Here is an 18,462-nt window from a genome sequence, read left to right as displayed (position 1 = left end):
AAATAACACGAAAATTCATTATATGACCAGGAGGAGTTCGCATGAAAGCACTCGTATATCAAGATTTGAAACAGGTGGAGCTGCAAGAGATTGAAGAGCCTAGTATTGAAAGACCGAATCAGGTCAAAGTGAAAATCTATGGATCGGGGATCTGTGGAACAGATCTGAACATTGTTAAAGGTAAAGTCCCGGCAAACATAGGAACCGTTATCGGTCACGAGGGCGTAGGGACTGTGGTCGAGGTGGGGGATGAAGTACGAGGTATTCGCGTAGGAGATCGGGTTCTTGTGGACCCGACTCAATCTTGCGGTCACTGCTCGTATTGTCGTGAAGGCTTGTTCGTCTACTGCGAAAATTTCGATGATTACCAGGTGGGCATGACCACACACGGAACGTTTGCCGAATACTATGTCGGAGATGAAAAATATATCTATTCGATCCCCGATTCTATGAGCTGGGAAACGGCAATGATGATTGAACCTTTGGGTTGTGTGTTGCAAACATTCATGAAAGCAGGCGTGAAGCCAAGTGACTCTGTACTCGTGCTGGGGTCAGGCGCCATTGGTTCACTGTGCCAGCTGGTGAGCAAACGACTGGCAAGACTTACGGTGGGTACTGAGATTGATCCTTATCGCAAACAATTCGCAGAAGGGATCGCTGATTATGTCTACTATCCACAGGATCTAACACGGGACAAAGTATACGAGATCAACAATAACAAAAAGTTTGATATTGTTGTCGATGCTGTAGGGAATCAGCTTCATGTCGGATTAGAGATGATTGCTAAAGGCGGCCGGATTATTCCGATGGGGTATGACGACAGTTACGAAGTGACTTTTAAATCAACCCATGTCATTAACGATGGACTCAGTATTATTGGTGCGGTAGCTGTACACTCCATGATCAGCACGGCATTGAAATTCGCACAAAGCCTTCCTGAGCTGGAGCAGATGGTAACCGCCAAAAAATATTTGACGGATTATGAACAGGCTTTCAATGGCACCATCGGTTATGACCTCCGAAGCGGGGAGAAGCTGCCGATGAATTCGGTGAAAACCGCATTGATTCTATAATGATGTAGAGCAGAGAGAAAGAAGGGATATGGAGTGAAGCTGCTTCGGGATTTGCCGAGAAATCCGCGGTATTCCATTTTACTCGAGCCGGTGTGGGCCATTCCGGGAACGATTGTTTTGTTTTATGCTCCTTTGTATATGAAAGAGGCCGGTTTGTCTGACATTGAGATTGGCATGATTAATTCGGTGAATCTGTATTTTGCCTTCATTTTTCAACTATTCGCAGGGTCAGTGACCAACAAGCTGGGGCGTAAACGAACGACACTAATCTTTGATTTACTCGCCTGGAGTGTACCGATGTTGATCTGGGCATTTTCACAAAATTTCTGGCTGTTCCTCGTGGCTTATCTGCTCAATGCGACATCAAAGTTTGTCACGGTGTCTTTCAATTGTCTGATTATAGAAGACGTGGAGGAACACAAACGCTCCAAGGTATTCGCCATGTTGAACATGATTATTACCGGTGCGGGAGTGCTTACACCGATTGCAGGAGCTGTGATTGCGGACTTTGGTATCGTGCCTACGCTAGCAAGCATTTATTTTGTGGGCGGGCTGCTGATGACAGCGATGTTTTTTATTCGTAATCGTTACACGGAAGAGACTGAAGTTGGCAAGGAACTGATGGGCATACACAGCAAAACGCATGTATTTCGCAGCCTTGTCAACAGTCTTCGTCTGTTTGGACGGTCGTTCTACAAGCGCAGGTTATTTCCGATCATTTTAATTACGGTATTGTCCAATCTGGTTCTACAGTTGAACTTCTTTCAGGTCATCTATTTTAAGGAACAGCTAAGCTTTGGCGATCGAGTGATCTCATTTATCCCGGTTGTGACAGCGGTAACCGTCATGCTGTTATATCTGGTTATTCTTCCGCGCTTGAAGCAGAGATCGGAAGAGAAGTATGTTAGCTTCTCCATTGTGCTCAGTACCGCGGGTGCTGTGTTATTTCTTCTGATCCCAGCTGGTAATATAGCGATGCTGTTTCTTACTCTTATTGTACTTGCTGCAGGGAACTTCATTCTGCAAACGTACCGTGATTCATTACTGATGAACCGACTGGGCACACATGAGAAGGCGGATATGTTCTCGGCTGTACAGACGGTTATGACCTTAACAGCAATACCTTCCGGGTATCTGACCGGGTTGCTGTATCATTATCATCCGGTTCTTCTATTCGGCGTTATTCTTGCACTGTATATTTTGTTAATGATTATCATGTTGTTTTTACATGATCCACAGCAACGCCCCCAAGTGATTGAATCTTACGAAAATATGTAGAAGAAGGGCTTTTCTGTATGTTGCCGAATATATAAAACGGTAAAATACAGTTAACAGCACAATCCTTGGGAGGTTTGAATGATGAATGTAATGACAACGGAAGCAAGGGAGAAACTGAGCTGGATCAATGAGCCGAACAGCTGGTCATATACGGATCAAGGCGGACTCATCATAGAGGCGCAAGCCGACTCGGATTTTTTCCAAGACCCGGCAGGCAAGCATATTCGAGCGACCGCACCGTTCTTGTCGATGCCCGTGGCTGGTGATTTCGAAATGACTGCACAGCTGACGGTAGAGATGAAGCATCAATATGATTCCGGTTGTTTGATGGTGATGGTCGACGAACGTAACTGGTGCAAACTGTGTTTTGAATATGATGGTAAAGCCGCAACGATCGTATCTGTCGTTACGCGTGATGGATCATCCGATGATTGCAACTCGACAGAGGTCCCTGTGTCAGATCCTTACCTGCGTATACGAAAAGTGGAGGGATGTCTGTCCTTCTTTTATTCTCCCGATGGGGAAGAATGGAAGTTAATTCGATACTTTGGCATGCCGATGGATGGAGAGCTTCGAGCTGGAGTTGTTGCTCAGTCACCGACTGGCACGGGTTGCACTTGCCACTTTTTATCCGTAAGCATGACCCAGCCGGATTTGACTGCACGCTTCTGATCAGAAACTTGGCGCGGAGGCAGATGAAGCGATTGTTTTTGAAGATTCACCCAATGGACTAAAGGTCAGCAAATGCCGCAGGTATCCGTTGTTATATCGTGCCAAACGAGGTAACACGCGGTTTGGAATTCACCATGCATGAACGGCGGTTATCCTCGCTGGCCGAGATGAAGATATAATTCCTGCATCTCTAATCTCGTATCTCATACCGCATACCTCTTTTATCTGTGAAACTTCTTGCGGAGCTCGATGGGTGAGATGCCTTCATATTTTTTGAACACGGAACCGAAATAACTGGCACTGTTAAAACCGACGGCTTTTGCGATCTCATGTGCGGTGATATCCTCTTGCTGTACAAGCATCTCCTTGGCCTTAAGCAAGCGATAGCGAACCAAGTAATCGAGTGGAGTCATATGGAACTCTTTTTTAAAAATGCGGTTCAGATGTTGCTCGGTCACATTCATCTGTTCCGCGAGTAGGGAGAGGGAGAGATCCTGTCGATAGTTTTCTTTAATAAAAGCAACAAGCTCTGTCAGACGCAGGCGAGCCTCAGAGCGCTCAACCTTGCTGTAGCGTTCACTCTCAATGGTTAAACGAACCAAAAGAGTATAGAGCAGTGTAGAACCGTGCCAGATATAATCCTTGTGACGGGACTGTAGCGCCAGTGTGATCTCACGTAACAGGAGGCCAAGTATGCCATCCGGTTTGAAGGTGCGCAGTTCCCCGATCTGCAAGGAGTGCAGGAAACGCGGCAAAATGTAGCCATTAAACGACAAACAATCAAACTGTAATGTGTTACTTGAATTGTTATAACGGTAGGGTACTTCAGGAAACAAGATAAGCGCTGTTCCTTTCCGAACAGAAAACTCAAGATCTTTGGCTGCGATTCTCCCTGTTCCGCCGATGCACTGTACAATGGTGTAATCCCGTGAATGGTCGCTCCAATCCATTAATTCATTAACGGTCAACCGGTTTTGCCCAGTAATCATGAGAGGCATATCGGGCACCAGCAGGTTTCCCATGTTAGGTTTCGGCATCGTTGAATAATTCCTCTTTTCGTTAAAAGGTCTTGTGCACAGGTAGCATGATTAGAGCATGAAAGAAACCTAAAAAGAATTATATTACATAAATGGAATTATTTTAAATGTGTTAACATTTTACATTATATTTTTTTGATAACGGTATCCGGGTGACTCAGCTTGCCAACAGAATATCAAAAAGGGTACGCTATATAGATGAATGGAAGAAGGAAAGGAATACTCGCATGAAAAAAATCATCGTAGTCGGAGCGGGAATATTAGGAGCATCAACAGCTTATCATCTAGCAAAATCAGGAGCAGAAGTTCTGCTTATCGATCGGAAAGATGCAGGGCAGGCCACGGATGCGGCTGCGGGTATTATCTGTCCTTGGTTGTCTCAGCGTCGGAATCAGGATTGGTATCAGCTAGCCAAGGCAGGTGCACGTTATTACCCTGAGCTTATAACCGAATTAAAACGTGCTGGGGAAACCGATACTGGGTATGCGCAGACAGGTGCACTCAGCATACATACCGATCAGAATAAGATTAACAAAATGGCGGAGAGGGCCAAGTTGCGTAGGGAAGATGCACCTGAAATTGGCACAATCACATGTCTCGATGAAAAAGACACGCTTGCACGTTTTCCTTTACTTGGAGAAGGTTATTCATCCGTGCACATCAGCGGTGCTGCGCGTGTGGATGGACGGGCGCTGCGTGATGCGTTGATCCGCTCTGCACAGCGGCATGGCGCTCGTCTGATTGAGGGAGAGGCCCTACTTCTCTATGAGGGCGAGAAAGTAACTGGCGCACAGGTGCAATCAGAGCGTTACATTGCGGATCGGGTGGTTGTGTGTGCTGGTGCGTGGGCGAATGAGTTGATGAAGCCACTGGGGATTCATTTTAACGTCCATTATCAGAAGGGTCAGATTGTGCATTTGCGTACTTCTAATCAGCAAAATACAGAAGAGTGGCCTGTCATCATGCCGCCTACAGATCAGTATTTACTTGCGTTTGCAGCACAGAAAATAGTCATTGGCGCCACACATGAAAATGATGTCGACGGTTACGATACACGAACTACTGCCGGAGGCATGCAAGAAGTGTTGAACAAGGGCTTAGAGCTGGCACCTGAGCTTGCAGACAGTACACTTGATGAGGTTCGTGTAGGTTTTCGCCCGTTCACCCCAGGATTTTTGCCCGTTATGGGACATGTCCCGGGATGGTCAGGTCTGATTACAGCCAATGGATTGGGGGCTTCCGGTCTAACCATGGGGCCTTACATTGGTAGTCAGCTTGCCAAATTGGCATTGGATGCAGAAACCGATATCAACATAGAAGCGTACGATGTGAGTAAAGCGATGGAGATGAAGGTTGAATAAAAAGCTGCATGAAGAGGTGCGTATATGACGTATTCACAACGTTTATCAGGCGGAGCAAGCCTGTCCGAAGTATTGTATCTGGAACAGCAGATCGATCAAATAAAAGAAGAACAGGTTGCAGCTGTTGAAAAACTGAAGCGGTATGAACAAGAATGGACTCAAACTCAGATTAATTTTGAAACCCGGGAGACAGAAGCAGACGCAGAGAACGAACAGACAAAGGTTTTACAGAAAAAGATTGCTGACGTGCAAATGCATGTGAATATGCTGTCAACTCGGCTTGAAGAGCTGGAGAACACATTGGATGAACTAGTGGATTAGGTTGTTTTCAGATGACTTGAACTGAACTTCTAAGGAGTAACTTGAGATGAAATATGAGGCGCAACGAATTTATATCAGAGCTTGGACGTTAGAAGATGCTACACTGCTTCAGGAGTTTCAGTTGGGCAATAGAGAGGAAATAGAGAGGACTTCGGCTGGTCGTCGAGATGAAGCATTTTATACTCTGGATGGACAGATCCGTCTGATTGAGAAATGGCTTGAGCTTAGAAAAGAAGGAAAACGGCATTCTTTTGGCATTTTTCTTAAAGATACAGATGAACTGGTGGGAGAAATCTCATTATTTCGAATCGAACTGAATGGTGCAGCAAAATGGGTAATTGGTTATGCAACAGATCGGCAACACCACGGTAAAGGGTATATGAGCGAAGCATTGAAACGTGTGCTTCAATATGCCAAACATGAGATGAACATTACGCAAGTTGAGGCGGGGGCTGTTCCTGACAATGCAGGCTCCATTCGTGTGCTTTTGAAAGCTGGCTTCCGGGAAAATGGCACACACGATGTACCTATTCAGGGAGTGTTGAAAAAACACACGATGTTCACGATATCCCTGACGGATGTGGAATAAGCAAAAAGCATCGAATGAAATTGCGAACTCACTAAATTAACGAACTGGCGATATAAGATGGATAACAAGTAGTATAATGTTGCCGAAGGAGAAGCATATGGCTACCATATTAGTTGCAGACGATGACGCGAATATTCGTGAGCTTGTCTGTTTGTTTTTACGAAATGACGGATTTGATACCGTAGAGGCTGTGGACGGCCATCAGGCGCTCACGCTATACAAGGAACGCTCCATTGAGCTGGTGGTACTGGATATCATGATGCCGATTATGGACGGCTGGACCTTGTGCAGAGAATTGAGACAAATGAACGCAGATCTCCCCTTACTTATGTTGACAGCTAGAGGTGAGACATGGGAAAAGGTGAAAGGTTTCGAACTGGGAACGGATGATTATTTAACGAAACCATTTGACCCGTTGGAGTTAACTGTACGTGTGAAAGCTCTGCTGAAACGTTACAAGATCGGCTCCACGCACATGATACAGTTTGGGGACGTCACACTGGACCGTCAGAGTTACAAAGTTATTCTGGGAACAGAGTCGTTAACTTTGCCACTCAAGGAATTTGAATTGTTGTACAAGCTGGCCGGAACGCCGGGACAAGTCTATACGCGGGAGCAATTGATCGATCAGATCTGGGGGCTGGATTACACTGGGGATGATCGGACGGTTGATGTACATATCAAACGTTTGCGCGAACGTTTTGTGACGACTTCAGATTTTCAGATTGAAACCGTTCGTGGTCTGGGGTATCGGCTTGAGGTCAAGCATGATTAAGTCTTTGTATATCCGCGTGGTTGTGACTTTTCTGGTCTCTGTGATTGCCGGGACTGTGATTGCTTTTCTCTTATCCACCTGGATTTTTGAAGATCAACTCAATGAGAATGCACATATTAACATACGTAACTTTGGTCAGGATGTTGTAGAGATATACAAAACGCTGCCGCTATCCGAGGCGGACACATTTGTCAACAAGATGAAGCAACTCGATTTATACTATATTCGAATGATTGAGCCGTCTGGGCAGGTTCATACGTTCGGGAAGACTATAGATCATAAACCGATTTCAGTGACGAAGGAGCAGGTTCAGAAGGTACTTGAAGGAGCCGTAGTGGAGGCGACACCGAATGGTCTTGGTACAGTTCTACTGGGATTGCCAGTCCGGACTGTTAACGGGACTCGAGCCATGTTTCTGGAGACTCTGTCACCCCCCGCTGCTGCTGCAGTGATCCAATGGGGGACGATCTTTGCTACCTCATCTCTGGCCGCCGGAAGTCTGATCATTCTGATTGCTTCCATGTTTTTGGTCAGACCAATCAAAACATTAACCCAGGCAACCAAACGTATTGCAGCGGGTGACTTCAATGTAAAGCTGAATATTAAGCAATCTAGTGAACTGGGCACACTCGCTCGTAGTTTCGAAGATATGATGAAGGATCTAAAGCAGCTGGAGCAGATGAGAAGAGAGTTTGTAGCCAACGTCTCACACGAGGTACAATCACCGCTTACTTCCATATCAGGGTATGCCCAAGCTTTGAAGAATGTAGAGTTACCGGATCAGGAACGAGGACGCTATCTCGACATTATCATCTCAGAGGCGAAACGCATGTCTAAAATGAGTGATAGCTTGCTTAAGCTCAGTATGCTGGAATCACAATCCCATCAGCTGCAACTCGCCACGCGTGATCAGGATGAACAGATCAGACGGGTTATCGTTGCATTGCAGCCTCAATGGTCTGATCGGAATATTCGCTTTGAGCTGGACTTGCAGAAGGTTCAAGTTATCGCAGATCACGATCAATTGAATCAGGTATGGACGAACATTCTGAGTAATGCGATTAAGTTTTCAGAGAATAACGGCGTAATTCACGTCAGGATGGAACGAGATGTGCGAAATGTAACGGTGCAGATATCAGATCAGGGAATTGGTATTCCTCTTGAGGATCAAAAACGTATATTTGAGCGCTTCTTCAAGGCTGATCGTTCCCACAGTCGGAAATATGATGGCAGCGGGATGGGGCTTGCGATCGTGAAACAAATTATTTCATTACATAAAGGGGATATCACGGTGGAGAGTAAAATGGGTCAAGGAACAACATTTATAGTAACCTTGCCAATTAGTCCACCGACGGCAGGATAGTCAACTTCTTTTTGTATGGTTGTTGATTCCTCATAAGATCATTCAATGCTCCAAATCTATCTTTGCTACGTTCATGTACAAGATTCCTTGTATGTGACGTAGCTTTTTTTAGTTTGTTCATGTTCTGTTCATATGGATGTCATGAGCAGTACACGATTAGTAAGTATTATTTTCTAGGAGACCGAATAATACACAGATCAAACACTCGATGAAGTGAGATCTATTGAGAAAAGTGGGGATTCTGAATGAGGTTATTTGAATTACTTTTAACGTTATCTTGTTTCGTTTTGTTAATCGATTTATTGTTTGTTACAAGAAATGCAAAGAAAACAGATATGGCTCTTGGCATTGGAAGCAGTATTTTGTTTGTGGTTCAGTTGGCAGTGGAGGGATACAGGTGGCAGATGCTTTTGATATATGGCTTAACGGGTCTGTTCATACTCATCATTCTCTTTAAGCATGCTAAAAAGAGGATGGCAATTAAAATAGGGAAACCGCTCAGATACAGTATAGCCTCTTTCATTGTTATTTTATTAGCGTTATCTGTCTGCTTGATGGTGTACTTGCCTGTCTTTCATCTGCCTAAACCTGATGGAGCAGAGAAAGTGGGGACTCAAACCTTTCACTTTACGGATTCAAGTAGAGATGAAGTCCTAACGGAGGAACAGAGTGACAAGAGGGAGCTCATGGTTCAGATTTGGTATCCTACTGAAAATAGAGATAACAACAAGAGTGAATTTCTTTTCCCTAAAGATAAAGAGATGTTCAAGAAGTACATTCAAACATACTCTAATTCTTTAAACCTGCCTGATTTTGTGTTTGATTACTGGAAGTATAGTAAAACCAACTCCTATGAAAATGTGGAAATATTACCTTCAACAAGTCCTTATCCGGTGGTACTGTTATCCCATGGCATGGGAACCAGCAGGTTTTTACATGCATCACAGGCCGAGAATCTAGCAAGTCATGGTTATATCGTGGTAACCATCGATCATACGTATAGTACCTTTGCTACTATTTTTCCAGATGGAAGTGTAACGGATTATAGAACCAAGATGAAAACCGTTGACGAGCGTAGAAAGATCGGGAAAATATGGACACAAGACGTGGAGTTTGTAATTGATCAGATAGAAAAGCTGAATTCAGGCGCAATCGAGAGTCAATTCCAAGGAAAGATAGATTTAAATCATATGGGCGCAATGGGTCATTCGTTTGGGGGGGCTACAGCGTTTAATACCACTTATTTAGATAACAGAATTAAGGCCGGAATTAATATGGATGGGTCACTGTATGAAGTGGAGAATCGAGACGTTATTAATAAGCCGTTTATGTTCATCAGATCAGGGGTTTTCAAGGCATGGTTGGAAGAGTTTAAAAACAATACAGATCCAGATAACGAAGTGATTAAACAGCTTTCGGATGAGCTTCAAATTATGAAAAATGTAATTAACCATCAGGGAAATGTGATTTATATAGAAGGAACTCAGCATTTCAATTTTGCGGATCTGCAATTTTATTCTCCGTTGATTAAACTGACAGGCATCACGGGAGATATCAATGGTAGCAGAGGATCATTGATTGTAAACCAGTATGTACTTGATTTTTTCAATAAACATTTGAAAGGAACAGGTGGAAACCTGATCCAAGGACCAAACGACAGATATCCTGAGGTGAAATTCATAGAACCGAGGGAACTGTAACGAAGGCTGTCTGATGATAGATCAGGAGGAGATGTGAATGATAACCCAAGATATAAAGAACATCAACAAGGGCATGATCAAAACAATAGTCAAGAGACGGACTTCAATTGCTGCCTTGAGTCTGGTGATAATCATGTTAACACCATGGACTGTTATGGCTGCACCATCTGTCACTAAAAGCAATGACCTGATGTATGGAACCACCAAGAAAACAGTGATGGAGAAGGCTAGCCTACTTACTGAAACATACGGGGTAACCAGTGTGCAATATGCACTTATGGATCAAGGAGAGATTGTTGTTTCCGGGCAGACAGGTAAAAATGACTCAAAAGGGGAAGTTCCACTCTCATCCAATACCGTTTATGGCATAGGGTCGACTAGTAAAATGTTTCTTACAGCATCTGTGATGAAGCTTGTTGATGAAGGCAAGGTAAATCTGGATCAACCAGTGACGAGTTATATTCCAGAATTTAAGATGAAAGATCAGCGGTATAAACAGATTACACCACGTATGCTGTTGAATCATTCGGCGGGTCTTCTAGGCACTTCAAGTCACAATGCAACATTGTACGGGGATAATGATACGCTCTCACATGATACTTTCTTGGATCAACTCGCAACGCAGAATCTAAAGGCAGAACCAGGTTCGTATTCAGTATATTCTAACGATGCATTTACATTAGCTGAACATCTGGTTGAGAGAGTCAGTGGGTTGAGCTTTACGGCATATATACACAAATATTTTACAGAACCTCTGAACATGGAGCACACCAAAACACCGCAGGATGTGGTTAACACGGCAGAAATGGCGGCTATTTATTCTCCTTTGTCTAAGGTGCAGCTCCCTCAAGAGAATTATAATATCATCGCTACCGGAGGCATGTATTCCACCGCTAAGGATCTTGTGAAATTTTCACAAATCTTCACAGGTGAGGTTGAAGGTATTCTTTCCGAGAAGTCGGTAAAAGCCATGGAACAAAAGGAGTACCAACGAGGCATGTGGCCAGAAGAGAGTGATTCTTCCATTTCTTACGGATTAGGGTGGGATAGTGTGGACTTGTTCCCATTCAGTGACTACGGTATTAAGGCGGTCACGAAAGGTGGGGATACCATATCGTATCATTCATCCCTGGTCGTACTTCCAGAGCATAATCTGGCTGCAGCCGTTACTTCTTCAGGAGGATCGAGTGCAATTGATCAATTGATAGCGAGCGAACTGTTACTTAGCGCACTCGAAGCCAAAGATATCATTCAAGAACGCAAGCCTGAGAAATCGTTTGGCTTACCTGTAAAGGCGGATATGTCGAAAGAGATGTCTGCGTATGCAGGATTTTATGGAGGAAATAATACCGTATTGAAAGTGGATGTGAACACTGCTGGAGAACTGTTGATTACTCCCCAAATGGTTCCGAATAGTCCTTCGGATCAATACATCTATACGTCGGATGGAACATTTGTAAATAAGGAAGGCACAGAAAAATTGAAGTTTGTTGAAGAGTCAAACGGTCATGTCTACTTGTGGTCTCGATCCTATCTGTCCGTACCTGGGTTAGGACAACTTGCTTTCTCGGAATATACGGCACAAAAGCTGGAGAACAATGAATTGCCTAAGGATATTCAGGCGGCATGGGATCAGCGTGATGGGCAGAGGTATTATTTGATGAATGAAAAATATAGCTCCACGGCATATCTTCATGCTTCATCCATCATTCCATTGGATACAGTGAATGGCGTTCCCGGTTATATGATCAACCACAAAATGGTTGGAGCCGACCATGCAGTGAACCAACTCCAGATTCCCGGCATGGCTGGCAGGGATGCGAGGGATATCTACTTTTCCAGGAAAAATGGTATAGAGTATGTTCATTTTACAGGCTATGAATATGCAAGTGAAGAGATTGTTCAAGCACTTTATGCAGGCAAGCAATCCAAGATAACGATTCAGCCGAATGCTAATGCCCGATGGTTCTCGGTACCCGCAGCAGCCAAAGGTAAGATCATGACCGTGAAGATGCCTGCAAAAGGGGCTGTTGCAGTATTTGACCAGGCGGGTGTTTGTATAAATCACACGGTAATTAGTGGCAATAACGAGGTTGTCCTACCCGAAAACGGGCGTATTGCGTTTGCGGGTGAGGCAGGTTCTCGATTTGAAGTTTCATTAAAAAAATAGAAAGTAAAGTTCATCATTCAATCATATTTCTCGTTTGATCGTATTCGCACGTATTTGCAGAATGAACATGCAAAAAGTCTTCTCTATGATATGGAGAAGGCTTTTTAGCTATAGATCAACGAGAATAGGTTTACATGTTTTGGAAGACTGTATAGAATGGTATACACTGTACAAATCGAATATGAATGTGGAGAGTGAGTGTGAATCGAAATGCTTCGTCGCTTTTTTTCGTATTACCGACCGTATAAAAAACTGTTTTTAATCGATTTTGGCTGTGCTGTATTTGCGGGATTGTTAGAGCTGGCATTTCCTCTCGCCGTAAGTAAGTTCATCAATGAACTGCTGCCAGGACAGGACTGGCCGCTGATTTTACTGGCCTGTATCGTGCTGTTATCGATCTATGCATTGAATACGGTGTTAAACTATGTCGTTACATACTGGGGACATATGCTTGGGATTAACATTGAAACGAATATGCGGGAAAAAATGTTCGCCCACCTGCAGAAGCTTTCTTTCCGGTTCTTTGATAATCGTAAAACGGGGCATTTGATCGGTCATCTGACGAATGACCTTAATGATATTGGTGAAGTGGCTCACCACGGACCAGAGGATGTGTTCATCGCTGTAATGACACTGATCGGCTCATTCTGGCTGATGGCCAATATCAATCTGGAGCTGGCTCTGCTGACATTTATCATCATTCCGATTATGGCGTGGGTGATCATTGTATTTGGCGGTCGGATGACCAAAACGTACCGGAGACTCTTCGGTGACGTGGGTAACTTTAATGCACGTATTGAAGACAACGTAGGCGGGATGCGTGTCGTTCAATCTTTTGCCAATGAAGAGCATGAGAAAAAGCTGTTTGCTGTAGATAACGCCAATTTCCGTCTAACCAAACTACTTGCTTACAAAACGATGGCAAAAAGCATCTCGGTGAGTTATATGATGATGCGTCTGGTGACCGTTTTTGTCATGATCAGCGGCGCGTGGTTTTACATCGATGGCCGAATCAACATGGGCGATTTCATGGCGTTCCTGCTATTGTCGAATATTTTCTTCCGCCCGATTGAGAAGATTAATGCCGTAATTGAGAGTTACCCGAAGGGTATTGCAGGGTTCAAACGTTATCTGGAGATCATTGACACGGAGCCTGAGATTGCGGATCGCAAAGAGGCGGTTGAGCTGCATGAGGTGAAGGGAGATATCCGCTTCGAAAATGTGTCGTTTGGTTATGAGCCCAGCCGGCGCATCTTGAATCAGATTAGCTTGTCGGTTCGTCCAGGGGAAACGATTGCTTTTGTCGGCCCTTCAGGCGCAGGGAAAACGACGATCTGTAGCTTGCTTCCACGCTTTTATGAGGTAGAAGAAGGCCGAATTACGGTGGATGGGATGGATATTCGAGACATTAAGCTGCAATCCTTGCGCAAACAGATCGGGATCGTACAGCAGGATGTATTTCTGTTCTCGGGTACGATCAAGGAAAATATTGCATATGGCGATCTGACCGCAACCGAGGATCAGATCTGGGAAGCGGCTCGCCGTGCTTCACTGGAAGAACTGATTCTAAGCTTGCCGGACGGCATGGACACAATTATTGGAGAACGAGGAGTAAAGCTGTCTGGAGGGCAAAAACAACGTTTGTCCATCGCCCGCATGTTCCTCAAAAATCCGCCCATTCTTATTTTGGATGAAGCGACATCTGCCCTGGATACGGAAACGGAAGCACTCATTCAGCAATCTCTTGCCGAATTGTCGGTAGGCAGAACAACGCTGGTGATTGCTCACCGACTGACCACTATCAAGAATGCAGACCGCATTATCGTGGTGAACACCGAAGGCATCGCTGAACAAGGCAATCACGAAGAGCTGGTTGCTGCCGGAGGTATCTACAGCCGCCTGCATCAAGTTCAACACAATCACTCGTAGGCAGGTATTTCACCAAGTTCTTTAAAATTCATTAAAGTTGCCGCGCAATGCGCGGCTTTTTTGTGTTTTTTTATATATTCGATGTCTGGAGATGTTGATATGGAAGAATATTGTTGACAGTGTCCACAATCCTGATTAATATAATGTTGACAATGTCCACTAAAAGGGAGGTTTCGTGATGAACTCTCAACATATTCAACCGGAAGTTCTCGCAGACATGCGGCGGTTTAACCGTTTTTATACTAATATTCTCGGGGTGCTTGATAAGCATATTCTCGGGACGGGATATTCTTTTGCCGAAGTCCGGGTCATTATTGAGATTGGCATGCGTGGGGAAAGCATTGCGAACAACCTGGTCGATACACTCACCATTGATCGCAGCTATATGAGCCGGATCGTGAACAAGCTGACAAAGGAAGGGCTGCTTATTAAGGTGGATTCCACAGAGGACAGCCGGGTTAGCCTCATTCGCCTGACGGAAAAAGGGCAAGTGTTGTTTAATGAGCTGAATGACCGATCCGATCAGCAGATTATGAAATTAATGCAAAACCTGAATGAAGAAGAGATTCAAGAGGTATATGCCTCTATGATGAACATCCAAGAGAAGCTGAACAAGAAGGCAGGAGAGAGAGCACGATGATACGATTTGAATGTGATTATAACGAAGGTGCGCACGAACGCATTTTGCAGCGATTAATGGAAACCAATATGGAGCAAACGAGTGGTTATGGCACAGATGATCATTGTGAGCGCGCACGTATGCTGATTCGGGATGTCTGTGGCAATGAAGAGGCAGATGTACATTTTCTCGTTGGAGGTACACAGACCAACACAACGGTAATTGCATCTATTCTTCGTCCACATCAAGGCGTCATTGCAGCGGTATCCGGCCATATTGCTGTTCATGAGACAGGTGCGATTGAGGCGACAGGACACAAGGTGCTGACGGTTCCGAGTCTGGATGGCAAAATCACGGCTGCGCAAGTAAAAGCTGTCTATGATGCACATGCGCAGGAATCGTCACCAGAGCACAGTGTGCAACCGGGCATGGTATACATATCCCAACCGACCGAGTATGGCACCATGTATAGCAAAGCTGAACTTGAAGCGCTGTATGCGGTAAGCAAGGCGTGCGGTCTTCCATTTTTTGTGGATGGAGCACGTCTCGGTTATGCTCTTGCATCCAAAGATTGTGATATGACGATGGCCGATCTTGCTCGACTATGCGATGTATTTTATATTGGCGGAACCAAAATTGGTGCATTGATGGGTGAGGCGGTTGTTATTCTCAATGATGCGTTGAAGCGGGATTTCCGTTATATTATCAAGCAAAAAGGCGGTCTGCTGGCCAAAGGTAGATTGCTCGGTATCCAGTTTGAAACATTGTTTGAAGATGGTCTGTATCTGGAAATTTCCCGTCATGCCGTAGATATGGCTTTGAAAATTCATGATACCCTTAAGCAACATGGTGTGAAGTTCTTGTATGATTCTCCCACGAATCAGCAGTTCCCGATTCTGCCGGATTCCTTGCTGGCACAATTGAGCGAAGACTACACATTTACATTTTGGGAAAAGGTTGACCACTCCCGCAGTGCAGTTCGCTTCTGTACCAGTTGGGCCACTCGCCCAGAAAACGTAGAAGCACTAGCACGTGATATTGCATCACTGTTGCAGAAGGATGAAGGTCAAGCTGAATTCGCTGAAGCGGTTGCAGTGATAGAGACAGCGGTAATGGTGTAATTGAATTGGTGTAATTGAATGCGTAAATAACATCGCAGATAGAGTTACGAGGTGCCCCAATAAGCAGAGAAACGTGGATACTGAAAAAAAGTAATAGGACTGATTTATACTGCATTTGAATTGCAATTGAGTGCCGTTGAAGTCCATCTCGACTGTAGCTGAAGTGCCGTTGAAGTGTGGTTGAACAGCACTTGGATTGCTCTAGAGGTGCAGTAGAATGAAGTGGGCCATCCGAATATAAACATGCTGTCTCTGAAGTAGAGCACCTTTATCAAAGGTATGGAAGAGAACTGAGTGAGGTTTCAAACGCTAACGATCATGACAGAGCTTATTTGGGGCATTTTAGCGATTGAATTTTTCTAACGATCACCACAGACGTTATTCGAATAAGAATCGCGCTTTTTCAGGATAAAATGCTGATTTATTATAAAATAAGCTTCCTGGTGATCGTTAGAATTTAGAATTGCCTGATTCGAGCCAAATAGCGTTTCTGGTGATCGTTAGAAATTTCTAACTGGCCAGGAGTGGTCTACTGTTTTCATAAATTAATGCCACATACAATCATCCAAGGATAGAGAGCTAATTATAGGGATGAGATGTGCCTGGAATAGAATTTGGGGGTGTCTTGCAGGTTAGCTGTAACCTGTAGGGCACTTCTTTCTTTTTATTTTATATGAAAATGATGCAATCCGGATTTTATGTGCATGCTAAATATTAGTAGGAATTATTTTATTAGAAGTGGTTTATTAGAAATTAGTTTACTAGATGTGAGTTTATTAAGGGTTAGTTTAGCAGGAGGTAGAAACATTAGACCTCCATTGTTAGACCGTGATTGTTAAATCTTAGTGGTTAAGACCTTAGTTGTTAGATTAGATTGACATCTTTCTCTGATTGAATTAAGCTATTATAGACACTTTATGTCTCTAATCTGAAGGAGAGATGTTATGATACCGGAAGGGCAATCCTTTTCAACGAATACTTCACTGGCTGGAAAACAGTCTACTTTTTCAATAAATGAATCGACTCCAGCGATCCAAGCTCTACAAGCGAAGCTTCCCATACAATCCATGCCTCTTCTAACGATGTTACAGCCATCCCCCGGAGAACGCATTCTGGATTTGGGATGTGGGAATGGCGTGCTGACGGCTAAAATTGCGGCAACCGGAGCGATCACCACAGGCATTGATTTTTCGAAAGAGAATATTGCACAGGCTATGGAGAAACATCCCGAACTGGATTTTCAGATCGCGGATGCTTGTGAATATCGGACGAATGAACGTTATGACGCTGTATTTTCTCATGCTGCATTCCATTGGATGGCGGATGCTACTGCTGTTGTGAAAACCGTGCAATTGGCGTTAAAGGAAGGAGGGCGTCTTGTTACTGAGTTTGCAGGAAGTGGAAATACGGCGATCCTTCTTCATGCGGTTCGGGACGAGTTGCTCACACGAGGATACACATGGGAAGGACGTAATCCGTGGTATCACCCTACCGTAGGAGAATTTTCAACCTTACTGGAGCAACATGGATTCCGGGTGATGTTCATACAACATTCCGACACGATGAGGCCGCTGAAACAGGGAGTCCGTCCATGGCTCAGCAGCTTTGCATCGTATCTGTTCCACGATATTGAAGCAGCGGAGCAGGAGATGATAATGGAGATTGTCGAAAAGCAAGTAGAACCGGTGCTTTATCATGAAGGACAGTGGAATCTGGATATTGCCAGAATGCGAGTTGTGGCTGTAAAAGGTTAGCGAACGAGAATAGCCAGGCTGGCATAAACCCGACCAAGATCAAAGGAGGATCGCATGAAAATAGAGAAACCAAAGCTGACCGAACAGTTGCTTGAATCTGAACCGATCTATACTTTGGATTCGAAAACAGAATACAAGGACAGACTGTTTGAACATATGACACTGGACATGCTGGAGGTGAGCAAAGTATCATTCGAGAACGTGGTGTTCCGGCATGTAACCATTCTGGAGTCATCACTTGAACATTGTGAATTTACGGATGTGCGGTTCGAGCACTGTGACTTTTCCAATGTGAATCTGCAAAATACGTTTATGCATCGTACGGAGTGGGCCAATTGTAAACTGGTCGGCACGGACTTTTCCGGTAGCAGGTGGCAGAACGTCAGCATCGGCCAGAGTATATGTGACTATAGCAATTTTCGTTTTGCCCATCTCAAACAGGTTGAGTACACCGAGTGTAGCTTGATTGGTGCGGACTTTGCCTATTTAAAATTACAAAAGATCGCATATGGTGCATGTAGACTGGATCAGGTCACGTTTACCGGAACACCAATGAAAGGGTTGGACCTCAGTGATAGTGAATTTGATGCTCTTATTCTTACGCTGGAGGATCTGGCCGGGTGTGCGATCGCGCCGCATCAAGCAGCAACATTTGCCGGATTAATGGGACTAATCATCAAATAAAGTTCAAAAAGATATA

The 18,462-nt window shown here is 44.4% G+C and carries 16 protein-coding genes; 15 read left to right on the top strand and 1 reads right to left on the bottom strand.

All coding sequences use genetic code 11. The annotated features are described in order from the left end of the window. The first annotated feature begins 41 nt into the window (after positions 1-41). The 3 genes from EC604_RS07665 to EC604_RS07655 all read left to right on the top strand — a co-directional run bounded on the left by EC604_RS07665 (position 42) and on the right by EC604_RS07655 (position 3,023). A complete protein-coding gene (locus EC604_RS07665) occupies positions 42-1,073 on the top strand; it encodes a zinc-dependent alcohol dehydrogenase (RefSeq protein ID WP_123063590.1) in 1,032 nt (343 codons plus the stop codon). A 33-nt stretch (positions 1,074-1,106) separates the two neighbouring features. Beyond that, positions 1,107-2,351, top strand: a complete 1,245-nt coding sequence (locus EC604_RS07660) for an MFS transporter (RefSeq protein ID WP_123063589.1) — start codon at positions 1,107-1,109, stop codon at positions 2,349-2,351. Between the two features lie 78 nt (positions 2,352-2,429). After that, a complete protein-coding gene (locus EC604_RS07655; RefSeq protein WP_192895071.1) occupies positions 2,430-3,023 on the top strand; it encodes a DUF1349 domain-containing protein in 594 nt (197 codons plus the stop codon). A 221-nt stretch (positions 3,024-3,244) separates the two neighbouring features. Here EC604_RS07655 and EC604_RS07650 read toward each other — a convergent pair whose 3' ends face one another. Then, the gene (locus EC604_RS07650) at positions 3,245-4,060 is read right to left on the bottom strand and encodes an AraC family transcriptional regulator (RefSeq protein WP_123063587.1); all 816 of its coding nucleotides are present in this window, start codon (positions 4,058-4,060) and stop codon (positions 3,245-3,247) included. 227 nt (positions 4,061-4,287) lie between these two features. Here EC604_RS07650 and EC604_RS07645 point away from each other — a divergent pair, with 227 nt between their 5' ends. The 12 genes from EC604_RS07645 to EC604_RS07590 all read left to right on the top strand — a co-directional run bounded on the left by EC604_RS07645 (position 4,288) and on the right by EC604_RS07590 (position 18,446). Next, complete coding sequence (locus EC604_RS07645; protein WP_123063586.1) at positions 4,288-5,421, top strand: NAD(P)/FAD-dependent oxidoreductase; 1,134 nt, start codon at positions 4,288-4,290, stop codon at positions 5,419-5,421. A 24-nt stretch (positions 5,422-5,445) separates the two neighbouring features. Further along, positions 5,446-5,742 (top strand): hypothetical protein, encoded by a 297-nt coding sequence (locus EC604_RS07640; RefSeq protein ID WP_123063585.1) that lies wholly within the window; start codon positions 5,446-5,448, stop codon positions 5,740-5,742. Positions 5,743-5,788: 46 nt separating this feature from the next. Beyond that, positions 5,789-6,331, top strand: a complete 543-nt coding sequence (locus EC604_RS07635) for a GNAT family N-acetyltransferase (RefSeq protein ID WP_123063584.1) — start codon at positions 5,789-5,791, stop codon at positions 6,329-6,331. A 97-nt stretch (positions 6,332-6,428) separates the two neighbouring features. Continuing rightward, positions 6,429-7,106, top strand: coding sequence for a response regulator transcription factor (locus tag EC604_RS07630; RefSeq protein ID WP_123063583.1), 678 nt, complete (start codon positions 6,429-6,431; stop codon positions 7,104-7,106). After that, positions 7,099-8,469 carry a sensor histidine kinase gene (locus EC604_RS07625; protein ID WP_123063582.1) on the top strand — a complete coding sequence of 457 codons (1,371 nt, stop codon included), beginning with the start codon at positions 7,099-7,101 and terminating at the stop codon, positions 8,467-8,469. The genes EC604_RS07630 and EC604_RS07625 overlap by 8 nt, the downstream gene beginning before the upstream one ends. A 245-nt stretch (positions 8,470-8,714) precedes the next feature. After that, the gene (locus EC604_RS07620; protein ID WP_123063581.1) at positions 8,715-10,169 is read left to right on the top strand and encodes an alpha/beta hydrolase family protein; all 1,455 of its coding nucleotides are present in this window, start codon (positions 8,715-8,717) and stop codon (positions 10,167-10,169) included. A 37-nt stretch (positions 10,170-10,206) separates the two neighbouring features. Next, a complete protein-coding gene (locus tag EC604_RS07615) occupies positions 10,207-12,339 on the top strand; it encodes a serine hydrolase domain-containing protein (RefSeq protein WP_123063580.1) in 2,133 nt (710 codons plus the stop codon). 210 nt (positions 12,340-12,549) lie between these two features. Then, the gene (locus EC604_RS07610) at positions 12,550-14,268 is read left to right on the top strand and encodes an ABC transporter ATP-binding protein (RefSeq protein ID WP_123063579.1); all 1,719 of its coding nucleotides are present in this window, start codon (positions 12,550-12,552) and stop codon (positions 14,266-14,268) included. A 178-nt stretch (positions 14,269-14,446) separates the two neighbouring features. Beyond that, positions 14,447-14,908: a MarR family winged helix-turn-helix transcriptional regulator gene (locus tag EC604_RS07605; protein ID WP_240036711.1), complete on the top strand. Its 462-nt coding sequence runs from the start codon at positions 14,447-14,449 to the stop codon at positions 14,906-14,908. Then, positions 14,905-16,008 (top strand): threonine aldolase family protein, encoded by a 1,104-nt coding sequence (locus EC604_RS07600; protein ID WP_123063578.1) that lies wholly within the window; start codon positions 14,905-14,907, stop codon positions 16,006-16,008. Before EC604_RS07605 ends, EC604_RS07600 begins: the two co-directional genes overlap by 4 nt. Before the next feature lie 944 nt (positions 16,009-16,952). Then, positions 16,953-17,762: a class I SAM-dependent methyltransferase gene (locus tag EC604_RS07595; RefSeq protein ID WP_240036710.1), complete on the top strand. Its 810-nt coding sequence runs from the start codon at positions 16,953-16,955 to the stop codon at positions 17,760-17,762. Between the two features lie 54 nt (positions 17,763-17,816). After that, a complete protein-coding gene (locus tag EC604_RS07590; RefSeq protein ID WP_123063577.1) occupies positions 17,817-18,446 on the top strand; it encodes a pentapeptide repeat-containing protein in 630 nt (209 codons plus the stop codon). The last annotated feature ends 16 nt before the right edge of the window (positions 18,447-18,462 follow it).

Source organism: Paenibacillus amylolyticus, assembly GCF_003719335.1.
Lineage (GTDB): Bacteria > Bacillota > Bacilli > Paenibacillales > Paenibacillaceae > Paenibacillus > Paenibacillus amylolyticus_D.
The sequence above is the reverse complement of the archived record's forward strand: the minus strand, read 5'-3'. Positions and strand labels throughout refer to the sequence as shown.